24 protein-coding genes, 1 tRNA gene, 1 pseudogene and 1 riboswitch are annotated in these 26817 nt (G+C 63.6%); of the genes and pseudogenes, 11 read left to right on the forward strand and 15 right to left on the reverse strand.

Annotation, left to right across the window (positions count from 1 at the left end; genetic code table 11):
* Positions 1-12 precede the first annotated feature (12 nt).
* Positions 13-97 (forward strand) — tRNA-Leu (locus AC2YJX_RS25240).
* Between the two features lie 523 nt (positions 98-620).
* Here the strand turns inward: AC2YJX_RS25240 and istB are convergent.
* From istB to AC2YJX_RS25260, 4 genes and pseudogenes are all read right to left on the reverse strand, one after another.
* Positions 621-1424: an IS21-like element ISThsp10 family helper ATPase IstB gene (istB, locus tag AC2YJX_RS25245; RefSeq protein WP_116750439.1), complete on the reverse strand. Its 804-nt coding sequence runs from the start codon at positions 1422-1424 to the stop codon at positions 621-623.
* Positions 1414-2939 (reverse strand): annotated as a pseudogene (istA, locus tag AC2YJX_RS25250) (IS21 family transposase). The gene istB and the pseudogene istA overlap by 11 nt, the downstream one beginning before the upstream one ends.
* Before the next feature lie 713 nt (positions 2940-3652).
* Positions 3653-4684, reverse strand: coding sequence for a terminase small subunit (locus AC2YJX_RS25255; protein ID WP_487257627.1), 1032 nt, complete (start codon positions 4682-4684; stop codon positions 3653-3655).
* Positions 4685-4725: 41 nt separating this feature from the next.
* Positions 4726-5385, reverse strand: a complete 660-nt coding sequence (locus AC2YJX_RS25260; RefSeq protein WP_487257628.1) for a hypothetical protein — start codon at positions 5383-5385, stop codon at positions 4726-4728.
* Between the two features lie 85 nt (positions 5386-5470).
* On the opposite strand from AC2YJX_RS25260, the gene AC2YJX_RS25265 reads away from it, so the two are divergent.
* On the forward strand, positions 5471-6469 hold the full coding sequence (locus AC2YJX_RS25265) for a THO complex subunit 7 family protein (protein ID WP_228899909.1): 999 nt from the start codon (positions 5471-5473) through the stop codon (positions 6467-6469).
* Positions 6470-6598: 129 nt separating this feature from the next.
* On the opposite strand, the gene AC2YJX_RS25270 is transcribed toward AC2YJX_RS25265, so the two are convergent.
* The 6 genes from AC2YJX_RS25270 to AC2YJX_RS25295 form a co-directional block, all read right to left on the reverse strand.
* The gene (locus tag AC2YJX_RS25270) at positions 6599-6805 is read right to left on the reverse strand and encodes a hypothetical protein (protein ID WP_228899908.1); all 207 of its coding nucleotides are present in this window, start codon (positions 6803-6805) and stop codon (positions 6599-6601) included.
* A gap of 45 nt (positions 6806-6850) precedes the next feature.
* On the reverse strand, positions 6851-7060 hold the full coding sequence (locus tag AC2YJX_RS25275) for a hypothetical protein (RefSeq protein ID WP_057225408.1): 210 nt from the start codon (positions 7058-7060) through the stop codon (positions 6851-6853).
* A gap of 204 nt (positions 7061-7264) precedes the next feature.
* Complete coding sequence (locus AC2YJX_RS25280) at positions 7265-7606, reverse strand: DUF1090 family protein (protein WP_487257629.1); 342 nt, start codon at positions 7604-7606, stop codon at positions 7265-7267.
* A gap of 165 nt (positions 7607-7771) precedes the next feature.
* Positions 7772-8650: a DUF6279 family lipoprotein gene (locus tag AC2YJX_RS25285; RefSeq protein WP_436130549.1), complete on the reverse strand. Its 879-nt coding sequence runs from the start codon at positions 8648-8650 to the stop codon at positions 7772-7774.
* A gap of 337 nt (positions 8651-8987) precedes the next feature.
* Positions 8988-9203 (reverse strand): hypothetical protein, encoded by a 216-nt coding sequence (locus tag AC2YJX_RS25290; RefSeq protein ID WP_055401611.1) that lies wholly within the window; start codon positions 9201-9203, stop codon positions 8988-8990.
* Between the two features lie 80 nt (positions 9204-9283).
* Positions 9284-10249: a LysR family transcriptional regulator gene (locus AC2YJX_RS25295; protein ID WP_487257630.1), complete on the reverse strand. Its 966-nt coding sequence runs from the start codon at positions 10247-10249 to the stop codon at positions 9284-9286.
* Positions 10250-10429: 180 nt separating this feature from the next.
* Between AC2YJX_RS25295 and AC2YJX_RS25300 the strand changes: the two genes are divergently transcribed.
* The 3 genes from AC2YJX_RS25300 (at position 10430) to AC2YJX_RS25310 (ending at position 15129) form a co-directional block, all read left to right on the forward strand.
* Positions 10430-11626 carry an acyl-CoA dehydrogenase gene (locus AC2YJX_RS25300; RefSeq protein WP_015015345.1) on the forward strand — a complete coding sequence of 399 codons (1197 nt, stop codon included), beginning with the start codon at positions 10430-10432 and terminating at the stop codon, positions 11624-11626.
* A gap of 237 nt (positions 11627-11863) precedes the next feature.
* The gene (locus AC2YJX_RS25305) at positions 11864-13138 is read left to right on the forward strand and encodes a CaiB/BaiF CoA transferase family protein (protein WP_487257631.1); all 1275 of its coding nucleotides are present in this window, start codon (positions 11864-11866) and stop codon (positions 13136-13138) included.
* A gap of 389 nt (positions 13139-13527) precedes the next feature.
* Entirely contained in the window at positions 13528-15129 is a 1602-nt protein-coding gene (locus AC2YJX_RS25310) for a methyl-accepting chemotaxis protein (RefSeq protein WP_487257632.1), read from the forward strand.
* 260 nt (positions 15130-15389) lie between these two features.
* Here the strand turns inward: AC2YJX_RS25310 and AC2YJX_RS25315 are convergent, their stop codons facing one another.
* The 4 genes from AC2YJX_RS25315 to AC2YJX_RS25330 form a co-directional block, all read right to left on the reverse strand.
* Positions 15390-15941, reverse strand: coding sequence for a 6,7-dimethyl-8-ribityllumazine synthase (locus AC2YJX_RS25315; RefSeq protein ID WP_142144218.1), 552 nt, complete (start codon positions 15939-15941; stop codon positions 15390-15392).
* Between the two features lie 316 nt (positions 15942-16257).
* Positions 16258-16428: riboswitch (FMN riboswitch) on the reverse strand.
* Between the two features lie 182 nt (positions 16429-16610).
* Positions 16611-17297 carry an acyloxyacyl hydrolase gene (locus tag AC2YJX_RS25320; RefSeq protein ID WP_487257633.1) on the reverse strand — a complete coding sequence of 229 codons (687 nt, stop codon included), beginning with the start codon at positions 17295-17297 and terminating at the stop codon, positions 16611-16613.
* Positions 17298-17438: 141 nt separating this feature from the next.
* Positions 17439-17924 (reverse strand): hypothetical protein, encoded by a 486-nt coding sequence (locus tag AC2YJX_RS25325; protein WP_487257634.1) that lies wholly within the window; start codon positions 17922-17924, stop codon positions 17439-17441.
* A gap of 115 nt (positions 17925-18039) precedes the next feature.
* Positions 18040-19014, reverse strand: a complete 975-nt coding sequence (locus AC2YJX_RS25330; RefSeq protein WP_055401603.1) for a LysR family transcriptional regulator — start codon at positions 19012-19014, stop codon at positions 18040-18042.
* Between the two features lie 156 nt (positions 19015-19170).
* Between AC2YJX_RS25330 and AC2YJX_RS25335 the strand changes: the two genes are divergently transcribed.
* The 6 genes from AC2YJX_RS25335 to AC2YJX_RS25360 all read left to right on the forward strand — a co-directional run bounded on the left by AC2YJX_RS25335 (position 19171) and on the right by AC2YJX_RS25360 (position 26115).
* On the forward strand, positions 19171-20190 hold the full coding sequence (locus AC2YJX_RS25335) for a TRAP transporter substrate-binding protein (protein ID WP_487257635.1): 1020 nt from the start codon (positions 19171-19173) through the stop codon (positions 20188-20190).
* 70 nt (positions 20191-20260) lie between these two features.
* Positions 20261-22042: an IlvD/Edd family dehydratase gene (locus AC2YJX_RS25340; RefSeq protein ID WP_487257636.1), complete on the forward strand. Its 1782-nt coding sequence runs from the start codon at positions 20261-20263 to the stop codon at positions 22040-22042.
* Between the two features lie 54 nt (positions 22043-22096).
* A complete protein-coding gene (locus tag AC2YJX_RS25345) occupies positions 22097-23326 on the forward strand; it encodes a fumarylacetoacetate hydrolase family protein (protein WP_121419293.1) in 1230 nt (409 codons plus the stop codon).
* Positions 23327-23353: 27 nt separating this feature from the next.
* On the forward strand, positions 23354-23923 hold the full coding sequence (locus tag AC2YJX_RS25350) for a TRAP transporter small permease (protein ID WP_121419292.1): 570 nt from the start codon (positions 23354-23356) through the stop codon (positions 23921-23923).
* 33 nt (positions 23924-23956) lie between these two features.
* Positions 23957-25237 carry a TRAP transporter large permease subunit gene (locus tag AC2YJX_RS25355; RefSeq protein WP_121419291.1) on the forward strand — a complete coding sequence of 427 codons (1281 nt, stop codon included), beginning with the start codon at positions 23957-23959 and terminating at the stop codon, positions 25235-25237.
* Positions 25238-25707: 470 nt separating this feature from the next.
* Positions 25708-26115, forward strand: a complete 408-nt coding sequence (locus AC2YJX_RS25360; RefSeq protein ID WP_121419290.1) for a CPBP family intramembrane glutamic endopeptidase — start codon at positions 25708-25710, stop codon at positions 26113-26115.
* A 54-nt stretch (positions 26116-26169) separates the two neighbouring features.
* Here AC2YJX_RS25360 and AC2YJX_RS25365 read toward each other — a convergent pair whose 3' ends face one another.
* Entirely contained in the window at positions 26170-26811 is a 642-nt protein-coding gene (locus AC2YJX_RS25365) for an NAD(P)-dependent oxidoreductase (protein WP_218298508.1), read from the reverse strand.
* Positions 26812-26817: the final 6 nt, after the last annotated feature.

A 26817-nucleotide genomic window follows, 5' to 3' on the forward strand; every position in this document is an offset into this window, starting at 1 on the left:
TCACGAATTCCAGCCCGGGTGGTGAAATTGGTAGACGCAGGGGACTCAAAATCCCCCGCCGCAAGGCGTGCCGGTTCGATTCCGGCCCCGGGCACCATAGCTTTTTAGCTATGTTATTTGCAGCATGTTCCGCGTTTGTTCGCCGTGACGTTCCGCAAATGACAAACAAAGACCTCCAGGCGTCAGCCTCGGGGTCTTTTTTGTTTGGCCTGCTCGACGGTGCTGCGTGGCCCCATCCGCAGCAGGTGGTGCGCGATTTAGCAGTCTGATTGCGAGCTTTTTTTTGCGACAGAATCCCCGCATGGCAGCTCAGGACATCGTAGACCTCCCACCCTGCCGCCCAGGCATGGCAGACATCCACCGCCGCGCGACAAACGCATTCCGCGCACACTGACGCGCGCACGGTGCCGCGCTTCCGCAAAAGCTGGTTCTGACCAGAGCCCAGGCCGACGACCTGCACCTGTGCCGCCTCTATGGCTGCGTGCCAATGGATGGCACGAAGCCAGAGCAAGGCAAATTCAATGGCAGCCCGATAGAGGTATCGGATTGTTGATTTCCACGCAAACCTAACCCACCATTTCCATCTCGATCTGACCCACCCTGGTTCGTGAACTTCACGCTCACGTTGTGGATAAGTTCTTGGTCGCCTTCTCCTTCTTGGTGGTCTGTGGTGGTTGCTGTGCGGAGCTGTTCTTGAACCTGTAGCTGTCGTTGCCGGTTTCCAGAATATGGCAGTGATGCGTGAGCCGGTCCAGCAGTGCCGTGGTCATCTTCGCATCTCCGAACACATTGGCCCACTCGCTGAAGCTCAGGTTGGTGGTGATCACGACGCTCGTGCGCTCGTACAGTTTGGACAGCAGGTGGAACAGCAAGGCTCCTCCAGAGGCACTGAATGGCAGGTAGCCCAGCTCGTCCAGAATCACCAGATCGGCATAGGCCAACCGGTGGGCCAACTGTCCGGGCTTGCCGTTGGCCTTCTCCTCCTCCAACGCATTGACCAGTTCCACCGTGGAGAAGAACCGCACCCTGCGGTGATGGTGCTCGATGGCTTGCACCCCGAGGGCTGTGGCGATGTGGGTCTTGCCCGTCCCCGGTCCACCCACCAGCACCACGTTGTTGGCGTCCTCCAAGAATTCACAGCGGTGCAGCTGGCGCACCAGCGCCTCGTTCACCTCACTGTGGCCGAAGTCAAACCCAGCCAGGTCCCTGTACGCCGGGAACCTGGCCACCTTCAATTGGTAGGCCACCGAGCGCACCTCCCGCTCGGCGGTCTCGGCCTTGAGCAGTTGGGACAGGATGGGCTGTGCTGCATCAAAGGCCGGTGCACCTTGCTCGGCCAGCTCAGCGACAGCCTGGGCCATGCCGTGCATCTTGAGCTCGCGCAGCATGATCACGATAGAAGCGATGGCAGGGTCATGACGCATAGCGCACCTCCCTCAATTGGTCGTAACGACGCACATTGGCTTGGGGTTCCACCGCCAGCTTGAGGGCCTGCGGCATGTGACCGGTGCTGGAGCGGGCTTGCCGTCCAGCAAGCGGTGCAGCACGCTCAGGATGTGCGTCTTGCTGGCAGCCCCTGACTCCAGTGCCAACTCCACTGCAGCGAGCACAGCCTGTTCATCGTGGTGCAGCACCAGTGCCAGTACCTCCACCATCTCCCGGTCGCCGCCGGGTTGCTTGAGCAAGGTGGCCTGCAGTCGCTTGAAGGCCGCTGGCAGTTCCAGGAACGGCGCGCCATTGCGCAAGGCCCCGGGCTTACGCTGCAGCACCGCCAGGTAGTGGCGCCAGTCGTACACTGTCTGTCCCGCACCATGGTGGTTACGCTCGATCAGCCGCTGGTGTTCACAGACGATCTGGCCTTCGGCCGCGACCACCAAGCGATCCGCGTAGACCCGCAGGCTCACGGGTCGGTTGGCGAATGGCGCCGGCACGCTGTAGCGGTTGCGCTCGAAGTGGATCAGGCAGGTGGGAGAGACTCGCTTCGTGTGCTCAACAAAGCCATCGAAGGGACGCGGTACCGGCATCAAGGCAGCCCGCTCCGCGGCCCAGACATCCGCAACGGTACCCGGCAGCTTGCCGTGCTCGATCTCGTGCCACAGGGCCACACAACGCTCCTGAAGCCAATCATTGAGCTCCACAAGGCCAGGGAATGGCGGCACGACCTGCCACAGGCGATGGCGGGCATCGCGCACGTTCTTCTCCACTTGGCCCTTCTCCCAGCCCGACGCGGGATTGCAGAACTCGGCCTCGAACAGGAAGTGGCTGACCATGGCCGCAAAGCGCGCATTGACGTCGCGCTCCTTGCCACGGCGCACCCGGTCTACGGCGGTGCGCATGTTGTCGTAGATGCCACGGCGGGGTACACCGCCCAGGACTACGAACGCATGGTTGTGGGCATCGAACAGCATCTCATGCGTCTGCAAGGGATAGGCGCGCAGGTAGAACGCTCGGCTGTGGCTGAGCTTGAAGTGGGCTACCTGCAGCTTGGTGCGCACGCCGGCGAGAACAGCCCAGTCCTCGCTCCAGTCGAACTGGAAGGCCTCACCCGGACCGAAGGCCAGGGGAACGAAGGTGCCGCGCCCGGTGGTCTGCTGCGCCACGAGGCGCTGCTCTTGCCAGATCCGGGCGAAGGCCGCTACGCGGTTGTAGGAGCCGCCGTAACCGAGCGCCTGCAGATCGATGTACATCTGCTTGACGGTGCGCCGCTGCTTGCGTGAGCGCCCCGCCTCGGTCTTGAGCCAGCCCGAGAGCTTCGATGCGAAGGGGTCGAGCTTGGAAGGACTGACCCGCTTGGCGTAGTGCGGCTCGGCCTCGCCTGCGCGCAGGTACTTGCGGATGGTGTTGCGCGAGAGGCCCGTGCGGCGGGCGATCTCCCTGATGGACAGCTGCTCTCGCAGGGCCCAGCGCCTGATGACACTCAGTGTTGCCACGTCTATCACTCCTGGTCTCCTGCTGCTCAACAAAGCAGCAGGCTAGGGTTAGTACGTGGGTCAGGTTTGGATGGAAATCCCGGGGGTTAGTGGGTCACTTCTGCGTGGAAATCAACAAGCACGGCTTTCAGAGCAGATCCGACGTATTCAGCGGGCTTGCGCAAACTACGACTCGGGTGATTTCGAAGCTTCTCTAGACCTAGCGGTTGCGATGCGGGTGCTGTTCTATGACACGAAGAAGTCCATATCGCTCTGCAAACAACTTGGAATCAAGGAGCGAATATCCTTACCGTCTTTTCAGGGCCTGGGTATGACAAAGGCGGAGCAACAGCAGCTTCGTAGTCATGGCACCTGGACGGTTTCGTTCAATATGGAGTTTGTTCCAGGGGAGCCGCGTCCAAGGCCAATCACAAGCCCATCCTCGGACGGGTCCTACCCCGTATTGCCCCTCAAGAACTGGTTTGAGGAAGTGGTGCATTGCGGTGATGCCATCATTGACAGAGCAGAGCTGATGCAGACGGTCTGTCACCATTTAGGCGGAGCGCACGTAGAGGAGGGCTCACTGGAAGCACAAGATCTGCGACGTGGCGCTGGCTCTTGGTCCACGACCCTTCCCACAGGCCAAGCTGTCCTCAGTGATCTACGCGACCACCATCTTCTGCTCACGCGGTCTATGGGCGCGGAGGTCTTATACATGCCGTGGTGGCAACAGTGATCCGTGTTCATTGCTCATTTGCAAACCTACCTGCCTCCATGGAATCCCGCCGCTTACTCGGTAGGTAGACGCCCTCTTTCGCCCCCCGGATTCGCTTCTCGCGTTGGTGCACGCTCTGCGCTAGCTGGATGGCCTGGATGCGGCGGTTCGGGTTCTTCTCGTTGAAACTGGCGATGGCCTCGCGGGCCTCTGATTTCCCTTCCTCGTCTCCCGCCATGGCAGCCATGGCGAACTGCTTCACCAAGGCGCTGCGCCGGGCCTGCAGCGCGCGGTCGTGCTGGACTACGGTGCTCTTGTCCGAAAGGTTGGAGTACCGCACCATCGTCGCGTCGTTGATACGCACGCCAGCCTTGCGCATCTCCAGCGCCTGCTGGAAATGAGAGTTCTGGAACGTGACCTGCATGGGCTGCTCGGTGATCTCCACGTCATAGGTGCCCCCGCCATCCATCTCCACGGTCTCATAGCCCGCAATGGCTGCTGCAGTGTCTTCGTCGAGCTCGTGGGGCAGCTTCAGTGCACCGCTGTCGTGGTAGGCCTGGCGCATGTCGAAGAAAGCCAGCTTGGTGTACCCAGCCAGGACGCGCTCGCAGGTCAGTTCGAGCTTTGTCGCTGTCTTTGAGCGCTCGGCCGCTATCCTTTTCTGCACGTTGACCTTTGCCAACATGCGGGATGCCTGGGTGCGAGCGCTCTTCTCGGTCGTCCCCGGCTCGGCGCGCATGTATGCCTGGGTGCCGTTGAGGTCGATCAGGTACTCCTGAACGAATCGCTCCTGGCGTGGCTCCAGTTCAGTCGTCCCTTTTCTGGGGGGCGGGTTTGGAATCTGGTCCTTGGAAGGCCGGGCCCAGCCCTTGGCGGCGGCGTGCTTGGCCACCATGGTGTGCGAGATGCCGAATGCCTTGCCGATATCGCGCGTGGATTGGCGAGTTCCGCAGTAAGCCCTCTCAACCCCAACCCAGTCGATGACCTTCACGGGCGCGGCTGTGCGGCCCTTCTTGGCGCTGGGTACTGATTTTCGTGTCTTGCGGTTGCCGGTTTCCATTTACACGGGATGGTCCCGTGTGTGCGAGGAATGCGGAAACCCTACTGGGGGGCGGCTATACCGCCCTTGATCTCAGCGAGCTCGTGTTTGGCCTGACTCAAAACTCTGGCATACGCCTGCCTTGCGGCATCTGTCCAAAACTCTCCGTACTCCACAAGGTTCCCTGCTTCCTTGGCAATAGAAAACTTGGTTTCAATAAGTTGATTCACGGCAGCAACTGCCTCATCGGACAGGAACAGCGCACAAGACCCGGCCAGCCGTCGCAGGTCGACTCGCGCCTCTTCCAACCTCTTCAGGAGTTCTGCAGCCTTGCCGTATTGTTTTGAATTCTCGTCATAGGATTTTTCCAGATCCCGCGCTGCAGTTGAAAAATCGTCACCTACGTTCACCATCAGCGAGATCGCGGCTAGCAATTCCAAGTAGTGCCCTTCGCGTCTCGCCCACTGCTGCTGCTGAATCCAAACCCTGCCAGCAAGCGCTTGTCGAACTGCCTCAGAGGCTTTTGTGTTTTCCACGAGCTGAATTTTCAGCATCTCAAAGTCAGCCTGCAATGCCTTAGACTCGCCGCGCTTCTTCTGATAGGCAATAACGTAGACCCCGAACACTGCTGAGACCAATAGCGTCAAATATGCAGCCCACTGAGGCAGACTCACTTCCAGAGCGATCAATTTTGCAAGCTCTTGCAGTTGTGCGGGTTCCATCGTTTACCTTCCTTTCGTACTCAGTCAATGATGCCATTGGAGCGTTTCCTCAATGCCTAGAATTGGCAAACCACAGAGGGATGCAATGGACGACGCAAAGAACTTCGTGCTGGGTATTTTTCAAACCGTGAGAGAACGCTTTGGCAACCCGCTTGTAAGTGCGTTTGCTATCGCTTGGGCGATCTGGAATTTCCGACTGTTGCTTGTGCTGGTTGGCGACGGCGGATGGAGGGACAAGATCGTTTACATCGATACAAAGCTCATGACGGAATGGTGGCATTGGCTCTTGCACGGAACAACCATACCGCTTGCAGCCGCACTGTTCTGGATTTATGTTTTGCCGCCCGCGCTGCGGAAGATTGCTACAGATCACGAGAAAATGAGCAACCTCAACCGAGAAGCACTTTTCCAAGTCGCAGAAACCAGGACGCTTTCAGTACAAGAGGCCCTGGAAATGCGGGCCATCATGATCAAGCAAAGAGCTGAATGGCAACAAGAGAAAGCGGAAACAGCTCAATCACTCGAGAACCTCCAGAAAGCAGGAGAAAAACGAGAGGCAACTATCGCTGCGCTAAAAAATGAGCTGGAAGAAGCTCAGGCGGAAATTACGAAGCTGAAAGCACCACCGCCCCGAGAGAAATTCGACTACCACAAGCAAGACACGGGTGTGAAAGCACATCATTTCGGTATTCGATTGACGCAGCCTTCGCATGCATCAACGCCTCTTGTGTTGTATGACGATCAGCCCGTTCTTTGGCCGTGGACTCCCTCAGATCATCAACAGTTTGAATTTCCAGTCAAAGGCCTATTCTTAAGTCATGCCGGAGAGGAAACCATCTTTTCCATGTTGGCGCTTGCTCAGCATGGCAGCAGGCATGGAAAAGCGATTGATAGTTGGACTTCTGTCCTTAGAAGCCTTGGTGTGGCAAGGCCAGACGAGCAAGTTCAGACCTTGGTAGTACACGGTTTTCTCCGAAATATCCCAACAAATGGTAGTGTTTACGAACTCCATGAACCTGGCATGCAATTCGCCAGATGGCTTCGGCAAATCGGTTTCAGCGCACCTTCCTTGCTTGCCAAGTAGACATTTGCCTGTGCGTGCTTGAGATCAAATAGATGCTGCTTTGAAGCAACCTACCCACAAGCTTCAACTGCATATGCGTGGCTTACCTCTCCTGCAGTAGGTGTCACCGATTGCAGGACCCCATGACGGTCAGCCTCCCAGGTCCCGCCTCAATTGCTTTAGATCTCCCCACACCTGGTGCGCAAGCAAGTTGAGGTCTTGCCCAGTCTGGATGTTGCTGTACTGCACAGCGTCTCCCAGAAGCTGGTTGGCCAGCATGCGCCGCTCCTGCGGCCAGATGTCGATGCAGGTGTCACCGATCTCCAGCTTGCTCGGTCCGTCGGGCGAATGGGTCATGGACACGGCTCGCCTTGTCGGGCAGATGCCATCGCCGTACCCCGCTCAATCCTCGAGAACCACCCCCAGCGCAGCGAGCTTTTCCGCATACGAATCCCTGCGCTTCGCTGCTTTGGCTGCCGTATCAACAGCCGCCTGAATGGCTTTTGGGCCCTTGGCGCCGACAGCCTTGATGAGTCCCTGCTTGTGGGCGGCGTCAGCCTGCGCCCTTTTGAAAGTGGCGATCAGCTCGGCATGGGCAACAGGTTGATTCACAGGGGCTTCCATCTTCTAAAGTGCCATTTTCAGCGCGTTACTTTGGGGTGGTCTGCGAGGCTACAGTCACCGGCACACAGAGCCCAACTAGCCCCACACCCCGGGTTCATTTTTACGGCTGCCATCTGGCATGGAAATCTCTCAACCCGCAGCGTGACGCCGAGTCTGCGGCCCCTGGCGCGGCTCCTGCAGTCCATTCACCGTCTAGCGATTTGCTTCGCTTTTCAGCTTGCGCAACTGCTCCTCGGCAGCTTCAAGCTCTGCCCTGAGCGCTCGGACTTCCTTCTCCAGCGTTTCAATATTCGCCGTGTGGCCCTGATCAACCGCGAGCGGCTGACAGCTCGATTGCAGCGCCGCCAGTTGGTCAGCCAGTTGCCTACGTAGCAGCATCTGCCCCTTGGATCGCGCGACTTCCATGCGTTTTTCGACGTCCGCCTTTTCTGCAGTGCACGAGGTGTGGTTGTCCGCCGGATTCGCAGGCTGAGCGATAGCGAAACCTGCCACGGTTATCGCGATGACCAAAGTGCAATAGCCGCTGAAACGCATACAAGTAAGTACCTGAGGGAATGGGGGCTGAGCATGACAGCAATTGGCGCGGGCGACCTCGATGCCACACGCGGGACATGGTCGGGCGTCACAGGCGACCCTGAGCGGCTTCAGGGGCAACGCGGCCTTTTGTTCATCTCTTGTTCGTATTTCTAACTTCCACGCTCACTGCGCCGCCAGCACCAGAAAGTCCTGCTCATACCCCTTTACCGACTGCACTGCTTTCAACCGCTGCGCAGCCGTCATCGCGTTGTGCACGTTAGAGAAGCCTTCGCAGCCCTCTTCCACCAGCGCCTGCGCATAACGCTGGTAGGCCGCGTCGGGCGATGTTTGAAAACGTGCGAGGTAACCGCGCAGCAGGCTCCGGGCCTGGTCGGTGTTGGTGCGGTCTTCGGCGATTTTCTGCAGCACCTGCACCAGGTCTTTCTGGCGGCGCAGGCGTTCGGCATAGGTGCGCTGTGGGTCAAACGACGACTGGGCGATGAAGGTGCGCAGTGCGGATTTTTGCGGTTCGTCCAAGGCGCCGTAGAAGCCTTCGGCGCGGGACAAGAGCTGCTTGAAGCGCTGCTCTCGCAGCTTGTCGGGCGTGATATCTACCCATTCCTTCTTCCAGTCGGCGTTGCTGTCGGCCTGCTTCTTTTGCAGGTTGCGGATCTGGGTGTCGGTGAGCTGGGCGGCCAGCCAGGCCAGTTTGGGTTCGGCCTGGGCGATGACCTTGTCGATCTGGGTGCGCACTGCGTCGTAGGTGCGGCAGGCCTGGCCGGGCGATATGGCGGATGGCAGTTGTTGCTGTACTTTTTGCAGCAGCTCGGCATGCCGGGGCAGCATGGTGTCACGGTGCCACTGGTGCAGGTCGCCCAGTTCGTCGCGCACGCGCTCGGTCTGGGTTTCTGACAGGCCGAGGTAGCTGTTCAGCTGCCAGTAGGCCAGGTGCGGCACCTGGTTGTAGGCCAGCTTGACAGTGCTGCAGCCTTGCAACAGCAGCCCACATGCCGCCAGGGTGGCAACACACAGTGCTTTGCGAATCAGGGACGGTGCGCGCACAGAAGCTCCTCGTGAAGAAAGGAAAGCGAAAGAGGCAGGATAGGGCCAATGCTGCACGGCGAAATTTGCGGGCTGCAATACCCCGCCAACTGCGCGAGGATTGGCGAAAGCCCCGGCACTGTGGAGCAGTGCGGCAGGACCTTGCCATCGGTGGCGCTCTGCGGCGCCGTGGGGCTAGTGTGTTGTTGCATGCTTGACGGCACATTGAAAACCGATGGACTTTTTGGCCAAGGCAAGGCGCAAACCACAGCGATACCCGTAGGTATCGCGCGGATTTGCAACGCAGCCCTGTTCGAAAAGACGCGGTTTTAAGTGCCGGATAGCGTGCAACACCACACTAGTTGTCCTGTCGGCGAATCAGTTGCCGACCGCTGGGCGTAATGGCCAGTTCGCCGCCGGAGCCTTTGGTGATGAAGCCCCATTCGAGCAGGCGGCCAGACACGTGGTCCTTGAGCGCATGGGGCAACGTAATGACTTGGCCCATTTCGAGTTGTTTGAGGGTCTCGATCTCGTCCACGGTGGGGTCGAAATGCGGGGCATGGTAGGTGGTCATGGGGTCACTCCCGGATCGGTATGTGCAGACAGACTCCAGCGCCACCAGATTAGTTCAGCCCCTGGGCGGATGCAAGCGCGTCATCCCTTGCCGTCTGCCCCGGCGACCGGCGGCACTCCGCCTGCCGCCGCTGCCATACCCTGCAGCCACCGTGCAAACGCCCCCAACACCGGCGGCTGGGCTTGCGCGGGGCTGATGAGGTAGTAGGCACGCTCGCCACGCAGCGGGCGGTTGCAGGCCACCACCAGCTCGCCGCTGGCCAGTTCGGCCTCGATCAACAAAGGCGGCATCAGCGCCACGCCCATGCCATGCGTGGCGGCCACGGCCAGCATGGAGAACAGCTCGTAGCGCGGGCCATCCAGCGCGTGCGGTGCCTCCACCCCCATGGCATCGAACCACTGGCGCCAGCCGTAGGGGCGTGTGCTTTGCTGCAGCAGCGGCAGCTCGGCCAGCGCCTCGGCGGCCACGGGCTGGTGGGCGCGGCCCCGGCCCCGGGGCGCGGCCGATTCGAGCAGGCGCGGGCTGCACACGGGCACCACGTCTTCGTGCATCAGCAGTTGCGCCTGTACGCCGGGCCAGTTGGCGACCTGCTCGGGCGTGCCGGCATACAAGGCGGCATCGAAGGTGGTGTCGGCAAACAAGAAGGGGCGTGTCTGCGTGTCGATGTGCACCACGATATCGGGATGCGCCTGCGCCAGGTGCGGCAGGCGGGGGATGAGCCAGCGCGTGGCAAAGGTGGGCACCGCGGCCAGCGTGAGGGTGCCGCCCTCGCCCTGGTGGGCCATCACGTCCAGCGTATCGCGCTCCAGGCCCTGCAGCCAGCGCGCCACCTGGCGGCCATAGTGCGCGCCCGCAGGCGTCAGCACCACGCCGTGGCGCGTGCGGCGAAACAGTGCGACGCCCAAAAACTCTTCCAGCGCCTGGATCTGGCGCGAGACGGCGCTTTGGGTGAGCGACAGCTCCTGTGCGGCGCGGGTGTAGCTCTCGTGGCGGGCGGCCACTTCAAAACAGGCCAGGGCCTGGGTCGATGGAATGTTGCGGCGCATGATGAAGAGGAATTTTTAAGTGACCAGCCACGCCTTGGCTTATCTAGCCACCAGTATTCCATACATTCCATAAACGCATGTCTGGATGAAAAGAACTCGCTTGCGGGCCACCACCCCAAGGCCTACGATGCGTTCCAGATTCGTTTTTTTCTTCCCCCCCTTTCCGACCTGGAGACACACATGGCCCACGCCGCTTTTCAATGGGATGACCCTTTCCTCCTGAGCCAGCAACTGACCGACGACGAGCGCGCCATCCGCGACGCCGCCGCCGCGTATTGCCAGGACAAGCTGGCACCCCGCGTGCTGGACGCCTTCCGCCACGAAAAGATGGACGTGAGCATCTTCCGCGAGATGGGCGAAGTGGGCCTCTTGGGCCCCACCATCCCCGAGCAATACGGCGGCCCCGGCCTGTCGTACGTGGCCTACGGCCTGATCGCCCGCGAGGTGGAACGCGTGGATTCGGGCTACCGCTCGATGGCCAGCGTGCAGTCGTCGCTGGTGATGGTGCCCATTTATGAATTCGGCAGCGAAGCCCAGCGCCAGAAGTACCTGCCCAAGCTCGCCAGCGGCGAGTGGATCGGCTGCTTTGGCCTGACCGAGCCCGACCACGGCTCCGACCCCGGCAGCATGGCCACGCGCGCCTACAAGGTCGATGGCGGCTACAAGCTCAAGGGCAGCAAGATGTGGATCACCAACAGCCCCGTGGCCGACGTGTTCGTGGTCTGGGCCAAGGAAGTGTCCGAAGGCGGCGCCGTGGGCCCCATCCGCGGCTTTGTGCTCGAAAAGGGCATGAAGGGCCTGACAGCCCCCGCCATCCACGGCAAGGTGGGCCTGCGCGCCTCCATCACCGGCGAGATCGTGATGGACGACGTGTTCGTGCCCGAAGAAAACGCCTTCCCTGAAGTGCAAGGCCTCAAGGGCCCCTTCACCTGCCTGAACAGCGCGCGCTACGGCATCGCCTGGGGCGCCCTGGGTGCGGCCGAGTTCTGCTGGCACACCGCCCGCCAGTACACGCTGGACCGCAAGCAGTTTGGCCGCCCCCTGGCCGCCAACCAGCTCATCCAGAAGAAGCTGGCCGACATGCAGACCGAAATCGCCATCGGCCTGCAGGCCTGCCTGCAGTTTGGCCGCATGAAGGACGCGGGCACGGCCAGCGTGGAAGGCACCTCCATCATCAAGCGCAACAGCTGCGGCAAGGCGCTGGACATTGCCCGCCTGGCGCGCGACATGATGGGCGGCAACGGCATCAGCGACGAGTTTGGCGTGGCCCGCCACCTGGTGAACCTGGAGGTGGTGAACACGTATGAAGGCACGCACGATGTGCATGCGCTGATTCTGGGCCGTGCGCAGACGGGCATTGCGGCGTTTGCCAACTGAGGCCCGGCCTCCCCTCCATCCAATGCGGTGGTGAGAACTCCCCTCTCCCCTCGCGGGAGAGGGGCCGGGGGAGAGGGGGTAGTGGCGTGCGCTGTGCCTGTTCGCCCCCTCTCCCCCACCCTCTCCCGCGAGGGGAGAGGGAGTTAAAACGGGGCTCCTCTACACATGTTTCAAGCGTTTTAGGCCTCTAGCGCTTGATGGATATGCGCTACCAGCTATCAAACTTATAGTACCTTCATGACCACATCCCCCTCCTCCCCAGGCGCCCTCGCGGGCATCAAGGTGCTCGACCTCTCCCGCGTGCTGGCCGGGCCGTGGTGCACTCAGGTACTGGCCGACCTGGGTGCAGATGTGGTGAAGGTGGAGCGCCCCGGCGTGGGCGACGACACGCGCCAGTGGGGCCCGCCCTTCTTGAAAGACGCCGAGGGCAATGACACCAACCAGGCCAGCTACTACACCGCCTGCAACCGCAACAAGCGCTCGGTGACCATCGACATGGCCTCGCCCGACGGCCAGGCGCTCATCAAGCAGATGGCGCAAGAGGCCGACATCGTGGTGGAGAACTTCAAGGTTGGCGGCCTCAAGCAATATGGCCTGGACCATGAGAGCCTGCGCGCGCTCAACCCGCGCCTCATCTACTGCTCCGTCACCGGCTTCGGGCAGGACGGACCCTACGCCGAGCGCGCGGGCTACGACCTCATGGTGCAGGCCATGACGGGCCTGATGAGCATCACCGGCCAGGCCGACAACCAGCCCGGCGGCGGCCCCATGCGCGTGGGCGTGGCCGTGATCGACCTGTTCACCGGCCTGTATGCCAGCAACGCCATCCTGGCCGCGCTGCATGTGCGCGACAACGCCACCAATGGCACGGGCCAGGGCCAGCACATCGACATGGCGCTGCTCGACGTGGGCATGGCCGTGCTGGCCAACCAGGCATCGGGGTTCCTTGCCACCGGCAAGGCGCCCGGGCGCATGGGCAACAGCCACCCAAGCCTCGCACCCTACCAGGACTTCCCCACCGCCGACGGCAACATGCTGCTGGCCATTGGCAACGACGGCCAGTTCCAGCGCTTTTGCGCAGCCGCCGAGCAGCCCCAGTGGGCCAGCGACCCGCGCTATGCCACCAACACGCTGCGCGTGCAAAACCGCACCGACCTGATCCCCGCCATGGAGGCCGTGACGCGTACGCGCACCACGGCCGACTGGATCACGCTGCTGGAAGACAAGGCCGTGCCCTGCGGCCCCATCAACACCATCGCCCAGGCGTTTGACGACGCGCAGGTGCAGGCCCGTGGCCTGGCCGTGACGCTGCCGCGCTGGAAGGACGGCGAGGCCGCCACCGACAAGGTGCAGCAGATCACCGGCGTGGCCAGCCCGCTGCGCCTGTCGGCCACGCCACCCGTGCTGCGCAACGCGCCACCGGCACTGGGCCAGCACACCGACGAAGTGCTGCGCGAGATGGGGCTGGACTCGGCGCGCATTGCGGCGCTGCGGGCCAGCGGGGTTTTGTAGCCAGACCCACGCTGCACCGAGCTGCGCAACGCCCCCGCCATTGAACAGCCTTGCCCTGACCGGCAAGGCTTTTTTGTCTGCACCATCTGAACCAAATCAGGTTCTAGCGCCTATCCAATAAGCGCTAACAGCTATCAATTTGATAACAAATCTTGGTACTCTCGGCGCCTACATGTGTTCGCACCTTGGTAAAAAAGACATGTACAAAAATTTACACATCTCTCCATAATGGCAGCGGGAATCTCTCCGGCACGGCGCACAGCACGCGCCGGTTGACCGAGACGAGAGGCGCAGTGGGACAACCGCCGCAACGTACGGGGAAGTCCGACTGGGCCGCATGCACTTTGCCCCGCCCCAGCGGCGAATCGTGGACCCCACAGGAGTTCCCCATGAAGCTCAGCCTCAAGCTCCCCCTGGCCTTTACCGTGTCGCTGCTTTTGCTGTTTGCGGCGGCGCTGTTTGGCATCAGCCGCCTGAACCAGGCGCTCGACACCTACCAGACCACCGTGGCCCAGAGCTTCGAGCACGAGCGCATGGCGGCGGACATGCTCAACAACTTCAAGGTGCAGGTGCAGGAATGGAAGAACGTACTGCTGCGCGGCAAGGACCCAGCCCAGCTCACGCGCTACTGGGCCGCGTTTGAAAAACAGGAAAAGGCCATCAAGGACGAGGCGCAAAAGCTCGTGGTCGCTCTGCCCCCCGGCGAAGGCCGTGAACGCGTGCAGCAGTTTTCCCAGGCCCACGAGCGCATGGGCGCGGCCTACCGAAAGGGGTTTGAGGCCTTCAAGGCCGCAGACCACGACCCGCAGGCGGGCGACAAGGCCGTGGCGGGCATGGACCGCGAGCCCTCGCAGCTGCTGGACCAGGCCGGTGGCCTGATCGCCAAGGCCAGCAGCGAAGTGGCCGAGCGCGCCGCCAAAGCTGCGCAGCGCGCCACCACCATCAGCCTGGTGGTGATGCTGGTGGTGTGCGCCCTGGGCATTGCGGGCGCCATTGCCTTCAGCCGCACCGTAGTGAACCCGCTGGACAACGCGGTGCGCGTGTCGCAGGCCGTGGCCAGCGGCGACCTCACCGTGGCACGGCAAGTGCAGGGCAAGGACGAAATCGCCCTGCTGCTGAATGCCCTGCACGACATGCAGATCAGCCTGTCACACGTGGTGAGCAATGTGCGCAACAACGCCGACAGCGTGGCCGCCGCCAGTACCGAAATCGCACAGGGCAACAACGACCTGAGCGCCCGCACCGAGCAGCAGGCCAGCGCGCTGGAAGAAACCTCGGCGTCGATGGAGGAGTTGAGCTCCACGGTGCAGGCCAATGCCGAAAACGCGCGCACCGCCAACCAGCTGGCCGTGAGCGCCAGCACCGTGGCCGTGCAGGGCGGTGATGTGGTGGCCGAGGTGGTGACGACCATGAAGGGCATCAACGACAGCAGCAAGAAGATTGCCGACATCATCAGCGTGATCGACGGCATCGCCTTCCAGACCAACATCCTCGCGCTGAACGCCGCCGTGGAAGCAGCCCGCGCGGGCGAGCAGGGCCGGGGCTTTGCGGTGGTTGCCAGCGAGGTGCGCAACCTGGCCCAGCGCAGCGCAGAGGCCGCCAAGGAGATCAAGACCCTGATCCACGCCAGCGTGGAGCGCGTAGAGCTGGGCACCACGCTGGTAGACAAGGCGGGCGCCACGATGAGCGAGGTGGTCAGCGCCATCCGCCGTGTGACGGACATCGTGGGCGAGATCAGCGCCGCGAGCAGTGAGCAAAGTGCAGGCGTGGCCCAGGTGGGGGACGCCATCACCGAAATGGACCAGGCCACGCAGCAGAACGCGGCGCTGGTCGAACAGAGCGCGGCAGCTGCCGACAGCCTGAAGGTGCAGGCGCAGCAGCTGGTGCAGGCGGTGGCGGTGTTCCGACTGGCGGACTCTGAAGCCAGCGCTCCCACACGCGCCCACTTGCCAGTGCCCGGGCCGCACCAGCCCCGTCTGGCCGCTGGCTGAGGCGGCGCAGAAATTTCAGGCCAAATCGGCCTCTAGGGATGACCTGCATAACTCCCTGCGGTCTGTGATAGCGCGGCCTCGGGCGGTTCGCTGCGTTGCTTTTCTTGCCAATAGCCCGGCTATTGGCTGCCAAAAGACGCCTTGCGCCCCATCCCGATCCGCACTACCACCGCTTCGCGAGGGTTATGCAGGACATCCCTAGCGCTTTACCATCAAGCGCTAAAAGCTATTTAAAAGATAGCAATCTAAAAACCATCGACTCAGGCTTCTGCCAGCACCGGCGAAGCCTGCTGCACGGAGGCCAACGTGGGCGAGGCCAGCTTGCGCAGGTAGGCCATGGTCTGCAGGCAGGCCTGGGCCACCTCGGTGCCCTTCTTCACGAAATGCTCGCGGAAGAAGCGCACATGGTCCTCGTGGTCGTGAAAGTCGCGCGGGGTGAGCACAGCCGACATCACGGGCACCTCGGTGTCGAGCTGCACGCGCATCAGGCCGTCGATGACAGCGGTGGTGACGAACTCGTGGCGGTAGATGCCGCCGTTGACCACCAGCGCGCAGGCCACGATGGCGTCGTAGCGCCCGCTGCGCGCGAGCTTGCGGGCCAACAGCGGGATCTCGAACGCACCGGGCACATCGAACAGCGCCACCTGCGCGGGTGGCAGGCCGTGGCGGTCGAACTCGGCCAGGGCCGCGTCACGCGCCTGGTGCACGATGTCCTGGTGCCAGCTGGCACTGATAATGGCCACGCGGGCGCCACGGTGTGCGGCCACAGGCGCGAGGGGAGAGACGGGAGAAGTAGCAGAAGACTGATTCATGGGTTCCTCAAAACAGGTCAGACCAGAATCAGGGCGCGCGCGAACACGGCGCCTGCACAGGGCGGCGCAGGCCTCACGGCGCTTGCGAGCGGGCAAAAAACACGCAGGCAAACGCCAAGGGCCCAGCCACCCATGGCGGGTGCTCTAGGGATGTCCTGCATAACTCCCTGCGGTCCGTGATAGCGCGGTCTCGGGCGGTCCGCTGCGTTGCTTTTCTTACCAATAGCCGCGCTATTGGCTGCAAAAAGTCGCCTTGTGGCCCATCCCAATCCGCACTACCACCGACTCGCGAGGGTTATGCAGGACATCCCTAGTTTCGCGATCTCTTTCATCCGGACTGTGACCGTCGGCTCTGGTTTCGCACCAGATCTGCTGACCCTGCGGGCCTGTTCCAAAGAACGGCACCACAGGCGCTCGCGGGCTCTTGTTGGCTTTTCAGCCCTCAAATACCGCCGGTGGGGAATTCCGCCCCGCCCTGAGAACGCTGCCGGCCCTGGAGTGGATCCAGGGCCGGCAGGGAGATTCTAGGAGCTTGGTGACATTCGCGCCGTCGCCAATGCGATTGCCCCCCGGCGCCGATCCCGTTCACCCGTTCTGGCTGAGCCTGCCCAAGCCAGGCGCGGCGCTTGAACGGCGCTCAGCGAACGGTTCAAGTTGATGGAAGCCGGATCATTCAAAAGACCGGCTGTAGCGTACCTGCACAAAGTCTTCGCCCGGGTTGGGCTTGCGGATGCCACCGTTGGAAATGTGGCGCACGATCAGCATCAGTTCGTGCTGGCGGCGGGCGCCAAAGTTGAAGCCCACGCCCTGGTGGTCGGCAAAGTTGAAACGGGTGCTGAAGGCCTTGTGCCTGGTGGCGTAGTGCCCGTCCAGCGCCGACAGGCCGATGCCGCCTTCCATGAACCAGGCGGACCGCCCGCCGTCGAATCGCCAACGCAGTGTCGGCACCACCGCCAGCTGCGTCCAGTGGCGGCGCCCGCCCGGCACGGCGGTGCCGGGCGGCACGCGCCAGTGCGCGATGTGGGTATCCCAGTGCCCCGTCAGTTCGCCGCCCAAAAAATCACGGCGCCAGGCCCAGGGCCATTGCACACCCACCGAGGCCAGCCCGACGTCGCTGGCCGCGCGTGCGCCGTCGATGAAGATGCGGCGCGGCTCGGGGGTAGCGGAGACCGCAAGCTCCTGGGCCCTGGCGAAGGGCTGCGGCGCGCCAGCCCCCTGCTGCGCCAGGGCCGGCAGGGGCAACAGCGCGCAGCAGGCCAGCAGGGCGGCTCCAGCACAGCCGGCTCGCGGTGGTGGCGGGAACAAGCCCTCGGACGGGGAAGGCAATGGCAGCAGGGGTGGAAATGAGGAACGCACGGCAGGACTCCGACGGGCCACTGGGCCATGCCCTCCAATCTACCCAAACGTCGCCCTGCGCGCAGCACCTGGCAGCGCGCAGGGCTGCAAGAAACTCTTCGGTACCTTGTCGGGGGCGTGCAAAAGCGCTGGGCGCCGAGGTCAACGGGGCCGCGCAAAGCCCCCGTCCGCCCAGACGGTGGCGCTGGCGGCCGTCAGGCGGAAGGTGGGCGGCGCAGGCACGCGGGCGATTTCCTGGCCCAGTGCATCCTCGGCGCTCAGCGTGGCCGTGGCGCCTTCCTCGTCGGGCACGATGGCCAGCGCCACGCGCAGGCGCTGGCCGTCGGCGGCGGTGATGTGCACGCTCTTGTTCAACTGCGCGTGCAGCTGCTGCTCATGGCGGCGCACCACCTCGCTCGCGGTCTTGACCAGGGTGTGGAAGGCGGACACATCCAGCGGTTTGGGGTTCTTCTTGTCGCGCCCCATGGTCCAGGGGCCCACCAGTGCGGGTTCGGCCTCGCCCTTCAGCGTCATGGACACCGCCCAGCCATCGTCGTCTTCGTTCTTGATGACCTGCGCCGTCCAGCGCCCATCGCTCCAGCAGCGGGGCTCCTGGATGGTGTCGGGCGTGTCGGGTGCGTCGGTCATGGAGAAAAAGGTCTGGATGGCGGGAAGGGGCGCAGAGCATAACGGCAGGGCTTGGCCGCCCTAATTTCCAATAACCATTGGTTATCGAAAAAGGCCGTGCATAGCGCAGGCCTGGTCACTCCCCCAAAGCGTCCGGCGCCACGCCCGCCGCCTCGCGCAGCACATCGATAAAGGCCTGTGCCGAAGGAGTGGGCGGCTCGCCCAGCCGGGTGATGAGGCCGTAGCTGGGCATGCGGTCGGGCAGCTCGACGGGGATGCGGGAGAGCAGGCCTCGGTCCACATATTTCTGGATCAGCGCGGCGGGCTGCAGCGACATCATGTGGGTGGTGTTCATCAGCTCCAGCGCAAACAGGAAGGACGGTGTCTCTACCACCCCCGCCGTGAGCGCCAGGCCGGCGCCGCCGAACAGGTCGTCCGACACCTTGCGCACGGCCGTGGAGGCGGGGTACAGAATCCACGGCCAGTGCGCCAGCTCGGTGAGCGACAGGTCGGTGGCGCCGCGCAGCGGGTGGTGCTGCCCACCCACCACATGCAGCGGCTCGGCGGACAGGTGCTCGTAGTGGAACTGGCTGCGCTGGTCCTCGGTGGTGAAGCGGCCAATCATCAGGTCGATCTTGCGTTCGGCCAGCCAGGCGATGAGCTGGTCGCTGCTCTGCTCCAGGATCTTGATGACCAGCAGGGGCCGCAAGCGCTGGAGCTCCACCACCGACGCCACCAGCACATGCGCTGCCGAGCCGGTGATCGCGCCCACCGTCACATGGCCGTGGCCGCCCTGCTTGAGTGCGTTGAACTCGTCCACAAACTTGCGCTGCCCATCGAGCGCCGCGCTGGCGTAGCGCAGCGTAAAAAGCCCCAACTCATTGGGCCGCATACCGCGCGAGAGGCGGTCGAACAGGCGCGCCTCCAGGATCTCCTCGATGTCCATGAGGATCTTGGTGGCCGCAGGCTGCGTGACGTGCATCTGCTCGGCTGTCAGCCGCAGGTTGCGCGTGCGGCCCAGGATGTCGAGAAACTGCAAATGCCGAAAGCGCAGCCGCGCACAGGCCTGCGCCAAAGACAAGGGTTTACCCGGAAATTCGTCTGGACTCATAAGCGTTTGGAATGGATTGTCGCAAAACATTCAGTGGACCCGGCAGGACGCGAAATCTAACCTTCGCCTTGCGTCCATGACGGCTTGCCCCACAAAGCTGCATACGCCGAAGGCCTCGCCAACGGGGTCCCGCCATTCCAACGGAGACAAGACACCATGCATTTCAATTCCCTCGCTAAATCCTTGGCATTTGCTGCCACGCTGCTGGCCGCCTTTGCCGCCCCCGTCGCGGCCCAAGTCAAGGAACACACCTTCAAGGTCGGCATTGGCCTGAGCGACGACCACCCGCAGGCCCAGGCCGTGCGCCACTTTGCCGAGCGCCTGCAGGCCAAGAGCGGCGGCAAGATGAACGCCAAGCTGTTCGCCAGCGGTGCGCTGGGCAACGATGTCAGCATGACCTCGGCCCTGCGCGGCGGCACGCTGGAGATGACGATTCCCGATTCGTCCACGCTGATGTCGCTGATCAAGCCCTTTGGCGTGCTGAACCTGCCGCTCACCTTCAACACCGAGGCCGAAGCCGACGCCTTGCTTGACGGCCCCTTCGGCCAGAAGCTGCTGGCCATGCTGCCAGACAAGGGCCTGATCGGCCTGGGCTTTTGGGAGAACGGTTTTCGCCACGTGACCAACTCGCGCCGACCCATCAACACGGCCGACGATCTGGCGGGCCTGAAGCTGCGCGTGATCCAGAGCCCCTTGTTCCTCGACACCTTCAACGCGCTGGGCACCAACGCCACGCCCATGCCGTTCACCGAGCTGTACACCGCCATGGAACAAAAGGCCGTGGACGGCCAGGAAAACCCGCCCGCCACCATTCTGGCCAGCAAGTTCTATGAGGTGCAAAAGCATCTGGTGCTGTCGCGCCACATGTACAGCGCCTGGGTGCTACTCATTTCCAAGAAGACCTGGGACGGCCTCTCGGCCGACGAACGCAAGATCGTGCAGGAGGCTGCCCGCGAGGCCACGCTGTTCGAGCGCAAGACCATCCGCGCCTTCAGCGAAACCGCCCTGGGCGAGCTGAAGAAGGCCGGCATGCAGATCACCGAGCTGCCTGCTGCCGAGCAGGCCAAGCTGCGCACCAAGCTGCAGCCCGTGCTGGCCAAGTACGGCAAGGAGTTTGGTGAAGAGACCACCAGCGAAATGATGGGCGAGCTGGCGAAGGCGCGGGGCGGGAAGTAAGCGATTCGCCTCCCGGGGCGCAGCTGGTTGCAGCTGCGCCCCGCCCCTCCTTTTGCGACGTCCCGACCCCATGACCAAAACACCCCGCCGCCCCTTCCGCTCCCGCGACTGGTTTGCCGCCCCCGAGCGCTCGGACATGACCGCGATGTACCTCGAACGCTTCATGAACTACGGGCTCACGCCCGAGGAACTGCGCTCGGGCCGGCCCATCATCGGCATCGCGCAGACGGGCAGCGACCTGTCGCCCTGCAACCGCATCCACCTGGACCTGGCGCGCCGCGTGCGCGACGGCATCCGCGATGCGGGCGGGATTCCGATGGAGTTCCCAGTGCACCCCATCTTTGAAAACTGCCGCCGGCCCACGGCCGCGCTGGACCGCAACCTGGCCTACCTGGGGCTGGTGGAGATCCTGTACGGCTACCCCATCGACGCGGTGGTGCTGACCACGGGCTGCGACAAGACCACACCGGCGGGCATCATGGCCGCGTCCACGGTGGACATTCCGGCCATCGTGCTCTCGGGCGGGCCGATGCTCGACGGCTGGCACGACGGGCAACTGGTGGGTTCGGGCACCGTCATCTGGCGCAGCCGCCGCCAGCTGGCAGCGGGCAAGATTGATGAAGAAGAGTTTCTGCAGCGCGCCTGCAGCAGCGCACCGTCGGCGGGCCACTGCAACACCATGGGCACGGCATCCACCATGAACGCGGTGGCCGAAGCGCTGGGCCTGTCGCTGCCCGGCTGCGCGGCCATTCCTGCACCGTACCGAGAACGCGGTCAGATGGCGTACGAAACCGGGCGGCGCATTGTTGATATGGCCTATGAAGACCTGCGCCCCTCGCGCATCCTGACGCGCGAGAGCTTCTTGAACGCGCTGTCGGTCATCAGTGTGGCCGGGGGCTCCAGCAATGCGCAGGTGCACGTGATGGCCATGGCGCGCCATGCAGGCGTGGTACTGGAGGCCCAGGACTGGACGGACCACGCCTACGACCTGCCCCTGCTGCTGAACATGCAGCCTGCAGGCCAGTTCCTGGGCGAACGGTTCTTTCGCGCGGGCGGTGTGCCTGCGCTGATGTGGGAGCTGCAGCAAGCGGGCCGCCTGCACAACGACTGCGCCAGCGTGACGGGCAAAACCATCGGCGACAACCTGCAGGGCCACGAAGCGCGCGACCGTGAAGTGATTCGCCCCTTCAGCGCGCCGCTGATGGAAAAAGCTGGGTTCCTGGTGCTCAGCGGCAACCTGTTTGACTTCGGCATCATGAAAACCTCGGTGATATCGCCCGCGTTTCGCGAGCGCTACCTGAGCCAGCCGGGCCGCGAGGGCATCTTCGAAGCCCGTGCCGTGGTTTTTGAAGGCGCGGACGACTACCACGCACGCATCAACGACCCAGCGCTCGACATCGACGAGGGTTGCATCCTGGTCATGCGCGGCGCCGGGCCCATCGGCTGGCCGGGTTCGGCCGAGGTGGTCAACATGCAGCCGCCCGATGCGCTGATCCGGCGCGGCATCAACACCCTGCCCACACTGGGTGACGGGCGCCAGTCGGGCACGGCAGACAGCCCGTCCATCCTCAACGCATCGCCCGAGAGCGCCGTGGGTGGGGGCCTCTCCTGGCTGCAAAGCGGCGACACGGTCCGCATCGACCTCAACACCGGGCGCTGCGATGCGCTGGTCGCGCCCGAGGAAATCGCCCGCCGAAAGCGTGAACTGCCCGACCCACCCGTGCCCGCGAGCCAGTCCCCCTGGGAAGCGCTGTACCGCGAGAAGACGGGGCAGCTGGCCGATGGCGCGACGCTGGACTTCGCGCTGGCATTCCAGCGCATTTCCGAAAAGACACCACGCCACAACCACTGACAACGAGCGGGCGGGCCACCAGCGCCACACCCGGATTTTTTCGAAGGACTCTCCATGAACAACATGACGGCGACGGCAGTTGCCGAACGGGCCCGTTCGCCCCAGACCGCATTGCAAGTGCTTCCCGACGACGGCCTGCAGGGCACGCTGGTGGGCCGGGTGTGGGCACTCCAAGGCGCCGTTGCGGGCCCGGCTGTGGTGGCCCTGAGGCCCGAAGGCGTGTTCGACCTCAGCGCGCACTACCCCACCATGAGCACGCTGCTCGACACGCTGGCGCCCGCCGAGGCGGTGCGTGCAGCCACCGGCCAGTACCTGTGCAGCGTGGATGACCTGCTGGCCAACAGCCTGCCCGGAACGCGCGACAAGAGCCGCCCCTGGCTGCTGGCGCCGTGCGACCTGCAGGTGGTCAAGGCGGCGGGCGTCACGTTTGCGGCCAGCCTGATCGAGCGCGTGATCGAAGAACAGGCCCGGGGCGACGCCAGCCGTGCGCAAGCCTTGCGAAGCCAGGTCATCGAGTTGATCGGCGAGAACCTTGCCGACATCCGCCCTGGTTCGCCCGAGGCCATGGAACTCAAAACGTTGTTGCAAGAGAAAGGCCTGTGGTCGCAGTATCTGGAGGTGGGTATTGGCCCCGATGCCGAGGTGTTCACCAAGGCGCCGGTGCTGGCGTCCGTCGGCTGCGGGGACGACATCGGCATCCGCTCCGATTCGGCCTGGAACAACCCCGAGCCCGAGGTGGTGCTGGCGGTGAATAGCCGGGGCCAGATCGTGGGCGCCACGCTGGGCAACGACGTGAACCTGCGGGACATCGAGGGCCGCAGCGCCCTGCTGCTGGGCAAGGCCAAGGACAACAACGCCTCGTGCGCGTTAGGCCCGTTCATCCGCCTGTTCGACGCCAGCTTCGGGATGGACAAGGTGCGCAGCGAAACCGTGCACCTGAGCGTTGCAGGGGTGGATGGCTATGAGTTGCGCGGCATCAACACCATGGCCAGCATCAGCCGCGACCCCAGCGACCTGGTGGCGCAGACCCTGGCCGCGCACCAGTACCCGGACGGCTTCATGCTGTTTCTGGGCACGCTGTTCGCGCCCATTGAAGACCGCGACCAGCCAGGCGGTGGCTTCACCCACCACCTGGGCGACCTGGTGTCCATCCAGAGCGCGTGGCTGGGTGGCCTGCACAACCGCGTGGCGCACAGCGAGGCAGCGGCGCCCTGGCGCTTTGGCCTTCGCGCCTTCATGGTCAACCTGGCGCAGCGCGGGCTGCTGCAGGGCACAGCGCTCTGAGTCAAAAGAAAAACAGGAGACAACCCCATGCTCAATGCCTTCATCGACCGCTGCTGCCGCTGGATCAACCTGCTCATTGCCCTGGCGCTGGCGGTGATGGTGGTGATGGTGTTTGGCAACGTGGTGCTGCGCTACGCGTTCAACTCCGGCATCGCCATCAGCGAGGAGGTGTCGCGCTGGCTGTTTGTGTGGATCACCTTCCTGGGCGCCATCGTGGCGGTGCGCGAGCGGGGCCACCTGGGCACGGACTTTCTGCTGGCACGCCTGCCGCCGCTGGGCCAGCGCATCTGCCTCGCCATCAGCTACGCGCTGATGATCTGGTGCACCTGGCTGCTCTTCAGCGGCGCGCTGGCGCAGGCGCGCATCAACTGGGATGTGGATGCACCGGTCACGGGCGCGTCCATGGCCATCTTCTATGCGTCGGGCGTGGTGTTTGCCGTGGCGGCGGGGCTGCTGCTGGCGCTGGATCTGTGGCGGATTGTGTCGGGGCAGATGCCCAACAACGAGCTGCTGCACATCGCCGAATCCGAAGAACTGGCCGCCGTGGGCAGCCAAGTGCCGCACACAGCCCCAGCGCCCACGGCCTCGCGCCAGTGAACCCAACACCGCAATGACCTGGAGCGCTCTCCCATGACCGTTTTTATCTTCCTCGGCTCCCTGCTGGCCGCCATGGCCATCGGCGTGCCGATTGCCTACGCGCTGCTGGTGTCCGGCGTCGCCCTGATGTGGCACCTGAACCTGTTTGACGCGCAAATCCTGGCGCAGAACGTGATCAACGGCGCCGACAGCTTTCCGCTGCTGGCCGTGCCCTTCTTCATGCTGGCGGGCGAGATCATGAACGTGGGTGGTCTGTCGCAGCGCATCGTCAAGCTCGCGCTCACGCTGGTGGGGCACAAGCGGGGCGGGCTGGGTTTCGTTGCCATCCTGGCGGCCTGCATGCTGGCGGCGCTGTCAGGCTCCGCCGTGGCCGACACGGCGGCGCTGGCGGCCCTGCTGCTGCCCATGATGGTGAAGGCCGGGCACGACAAGGCACGAGCGGGCGGGCTCATCGCTTCGGCGGGCATCATCGCGCCGGTCATTCCGCCGTCCATCGGCTTCGTGGTGTTTGGCGTGGCGGCCAACGTGTCGATCAGCAAGCTGTTCCTGGCCGGCATTGTGCCGGGGCTGCTGATGGGAGTGGCGATTGCCATCACCTGGTACTGGGTCTCCCAGCGCGAAAACGTCACGCCACCGCCCAAGGCATCCACCGCCGAAAAGCTGCAGGCGCTCAGGGAATCGACCTGGGCACTGTTCCTCCCGGTGATCGTGATCGTGGGCCTGAAGATGGGCGTGTTCACCCCTACCGAAGCCGCCGCCGTGGCCGCCGTCTATGCGCTCTTCGTGGCCACGGTGGTGTACCGCGAGCTGCACTGGCGCCAGCTGACCGCCGTGTTCGTGAGCGCTGCCAAAACGACGGCCGTGATCATGTTCCTGGTGGCCGCCGCGATGGTCAGCGCCTGGCTCATCACCGTGGCCGACATCCCCCGTCAGCTGGTGGCCCTGCTGAAGCCCTTCATGGACAACCCCATCCTGCTGATGATGGCCATCATGCTGCTGGTGATGGCTGTGGGCACCGCCATGGACATGACGCCCACCATCCTGATCCTGGCGCCCATGCTGATGCCGGTGGTCAAAGCCGCAGGCATCGACCCGGTCTACTTCGGCGTGCTGTTCATCATGAACAACGCCATCGGCTTGATCACTCCGCCGGTGGGCACGGTGCTGAACGTGGTGGCGGGGGTGGGACGCATGCGCATGGACGAAGTCACCCGGGGCGTGCTCCCCTTCATGGGCGCGCAGTTCGCGATGATGTTCCTGATGGTGCTGTTCCCGTCCATCGTGCTGGTGCCGATGCGGTGGTTTGTGGGATGAAGGCTCTTCACAGACAGTCCAGCTGAATCGCTGCGGGAGACCAATCGCGGACTATTTCACACCGGGGAGATGAACGATACAAATGGCGCGTCTATTTATCGAGAAGATAGGACTTCCCCGCTTCGGCCAGCGCTTACCGTGACGTCTGAACGGGATCACCAAAAACCTTGATCCCGGAGGGGCGCTTGATCTCAACACAGAAACGGCCGGTTACTCTCAACACCCGCCAGCAGGTGCTCGTGGGCTGGGCCCTGCTACCGGTGTTGGCCGTCTGGCAACTCAACGGCTTTTACCTGCCTGTCGTGGGGCGCGGAGGGGCACTGCTCTTTTGGGCGGTTGACGGGATTCAGTGGGTAGTGCTTCCTGCAGTCTTGCTTGGCCTTCTTGCCCACAAAGCAGCGCTGCGCCCCCAACACTACGGACTCGTACCGCCAGAAAAGAACCTTTGGCCCCTTGCATGGCAGAGCCTGATGGTGTGTGTCACCGCGGGGCTGGTTTTTCTGGTGGCGCGGAACCTGTCGTGGCGGACGCTCGGACCGTCACCCGGCAGCTTCCAGCTGGCGCAGTTTTCCCCCCGGGGCCTGGCGGGCGCGGCGGTGCAGACCTACGCAGCGGTCAGCGCAGGGCTGGTGGAAAGCATCTTTTTCATTGGGCTGCCATGGCTCTGGTATTCGAGTGCACGCCAACGCCCTTCAGAGCTACTGTTCACACTCGCGGTATCGGCCATCTTCGCGCTGGCGCACTGGGAGCACGGCAGGCACGGCGTGATTGCAGCCTTCTTTGCGCATTGTGTGATGTGCCGTTGGTTCCTGTACTGGAGAACCCTGTGGCCCGTGGTGCTGGGCCACACGCTGATCGACATGGCTGTTTTTGTCTGACAGAAAAAAGGCAGCGCCCGAGAAACGCTGCATCGTCCCGATGAAAAGAAAAACTCAGTTCGCCACCGTAAAGCGCTTTTGCACGTGGCGCGGCGTCTCCAGCTCGTCCACGATGGCAACAGACAGGTCGGCCACGCTGATGCTGCCGGGTTGCTCGCCATTCATCAGCGGCGCTTCGTCGCCCAGGCGGTATTGGCCCGTGCGTTCGCCAGGCTGCAGCAGGATGGGCGGCGAGAGGAAGGTCCAGTCCAGCGTGTTTTCGGTGCGAATCCAGTTCAGCGCCTCGCGCGCGGCCAGGGCGCCCTGCTTCCATTCGGCGGGGAACTGGGGCGTATCCACCAGCTGCACGCCGGGCGCCACAAACAGGCTGCCAGCGCCACCCACCATCAGAAAGCGGCGCACACCAGCCGCTTTGGTGCCGTCGATGATGGCGCGGGTACCTTTCAGGAACTCGTCGTGGATGTTGGGGTTCTCCCAGCCGGGGTTATAGGCGCTGACCACAGCATCGTGGCCGGCAGCGGCCTTGGCGACCTGGGCGGCGTCTTGCGCGTCGGCCGCCACTACCGCGAGGCCTTCGCGCGCGGCGAGCTTGGCGGGGTTGCGGGCCAGTACCGTCACGCGGTGGCCGCGTTGCAGCAGTTCATTCAGCACGGCAGCGCCAACAAAGCCGGTGGCGCCAATCAGGGCGATGTTCATATCGAT

The sequence above is a fragment of the Acidovorax sp. SRI_002 genome (genome assembly GCF_057586455.1).

Bases quoted from the DNA above. Each gene is read 5' to 3' on its own strand.
- AC2YJX_RS25325 (WP_487257634.1), bottom strand. From the start codon at position 17,924: ATGACCGACGCACCCGACACGCCCGACACCATCCAGGAGCCCCGCTGC.
- AC2YJX_RS25345 (WP_121419293.1), top strand. From the start codon at position 22,097: ATGAACAACATGACGGCGACGGCAGTTGCCGAACGGGCCCGTTCGCCC.
- AC2YJX_RS25335 (WP_487257635.1), top strand. From the start codon at position 19,171: ATGCATTTCAATTCCCTCGCTAAATCCTTGGCATTTGCTGCCACGCTG.
- AC2YJX_RS25255 (WP_487257627.1), bottom strand. From the start codon at position 4,684: ATGGAAACCGGCAACCGCAAGACACGAAAATCAGTACCCAGCGCCAAG.
- AC2YJX_RS25265 (WP_228899909.1), top strand. From the start codon at position 5,471: ATGGACGACGCAAAGAACTTCGTGCTGGGTATTTTTCAAACCGTGAGA.
- AC2YJX_RS25260 (WP_487257628.1), bottom strand. From the start codon at position 5,385: ATGGAACCCGCACAACTGCAAGAGCTTGCAAAATTGATCGCTCTGGAA.
- AC2YJX_RS25295 (WP_487257630.1), bottom strand. From the start codon at position 10,249: ATGCGCCGCAACATTCCATCGACCCAGGCCCTGGCCTGTTTTGAAGTG.
- AC2YJX_RS25350 (WP_121419292.1), top strand. From the start codon at position 23,354: ATGCTCAATGCCTTCATCGACCGCTGCTGCCGCTGGATCAACCTGCTC.
- AC2YJX_RS25330 (WP_055401603.1), bottom strand. From the start codon at position 19,014: ATGAGTCCAGACGAATTTCCGGGTAAACCCTTGTCTTTGGCGCAGGCC.
- AC2YJX_RS25340 (WP_487257636.1), top strand. From the start codon at position 20,261: ATGACCAAAACACCCCGCCGCCCCTTCCGCTCCCGCGACTGGTTTGCC.
- AC2YJX_RS25310 (WP_487257632.1), top strand. From the start codon at position 13,528: ATGAAGCTCAGCCTCAAGCTCCCCCTGGCCTTTACCGTGTCGCTGCTT.
- AC2YJX_RS25300 (WP_015015345.1), top strand. From the start codon at position 10,430: ATGGCCCACGCCGCTTTTCAATGGGATGACCCTTTCCTCCTGAGCCAG.
- AC2YJX_RS25365 (WP_218298508.1), bottom strand. From the start codon at position 26,811: ATGAACATCGCCCTGATTGGCGCCACCGGCTTTGTTGGCGCTGCCGTG.
- AC2YJX_RS25280 (WP_487257629.1), bottom strand. From the start codon at position 7,606: ATGCGTTTCAGCGGCTATTGCACTTTGGTCATCGCGATAACCGTGGCA.
- AC2YJX_RS25290 (WP_055401611.1), bottom strand. From the start codon at position 9,203: ATGACCACCTACCATGCCCCGCATTTCGACCCCACCGTGGACGAGATC.
- AC2YJX_RS25355 (WP_121419291.1), top strand. From the start codon at position 23,957: ATGACCGTTTTTATCTTCCTCGGCTCCCTGCTGGCCGCCATGGCCATC.
- AC2YJX_RS25360 (WP_121419290.1), top strand. From the start codon at position 25,708: ATGGTGTGTGTCACCGCGGGGCTGGTTTTTCTGGTGGCGCGGAACCTG.
- AC2YJX_RS25305 (WP_487257631.1), top strand. From the start codon at position 11,864: ATGACCACATCCCCCTCCTCCCCAGGCGCCCTCGCGGGCATCAAGGTG.
- AC2YJX_RS25315 (WP_142144218.1), bottom strand. From the start codon at position 15,941: ATGAATCAGTCTTCTGCTACTTCTCCCGTCTCTCCCCTCGCGCCTGTG.
- AC2YJX_RS25270 (WP_228899908.1), bottom strand. From the start codon at position 6,805: ATGACCCATTCGCCCGACGGACCGAGCAAGCTGGAGATCGGTGACACC.
- istB (WP_116750439.1), bottom strand. From the start codon at position 1,424: ATGCGTCATGACCCTGCCATCGCTTCTATCGTGATCATGCTGCGCGAG.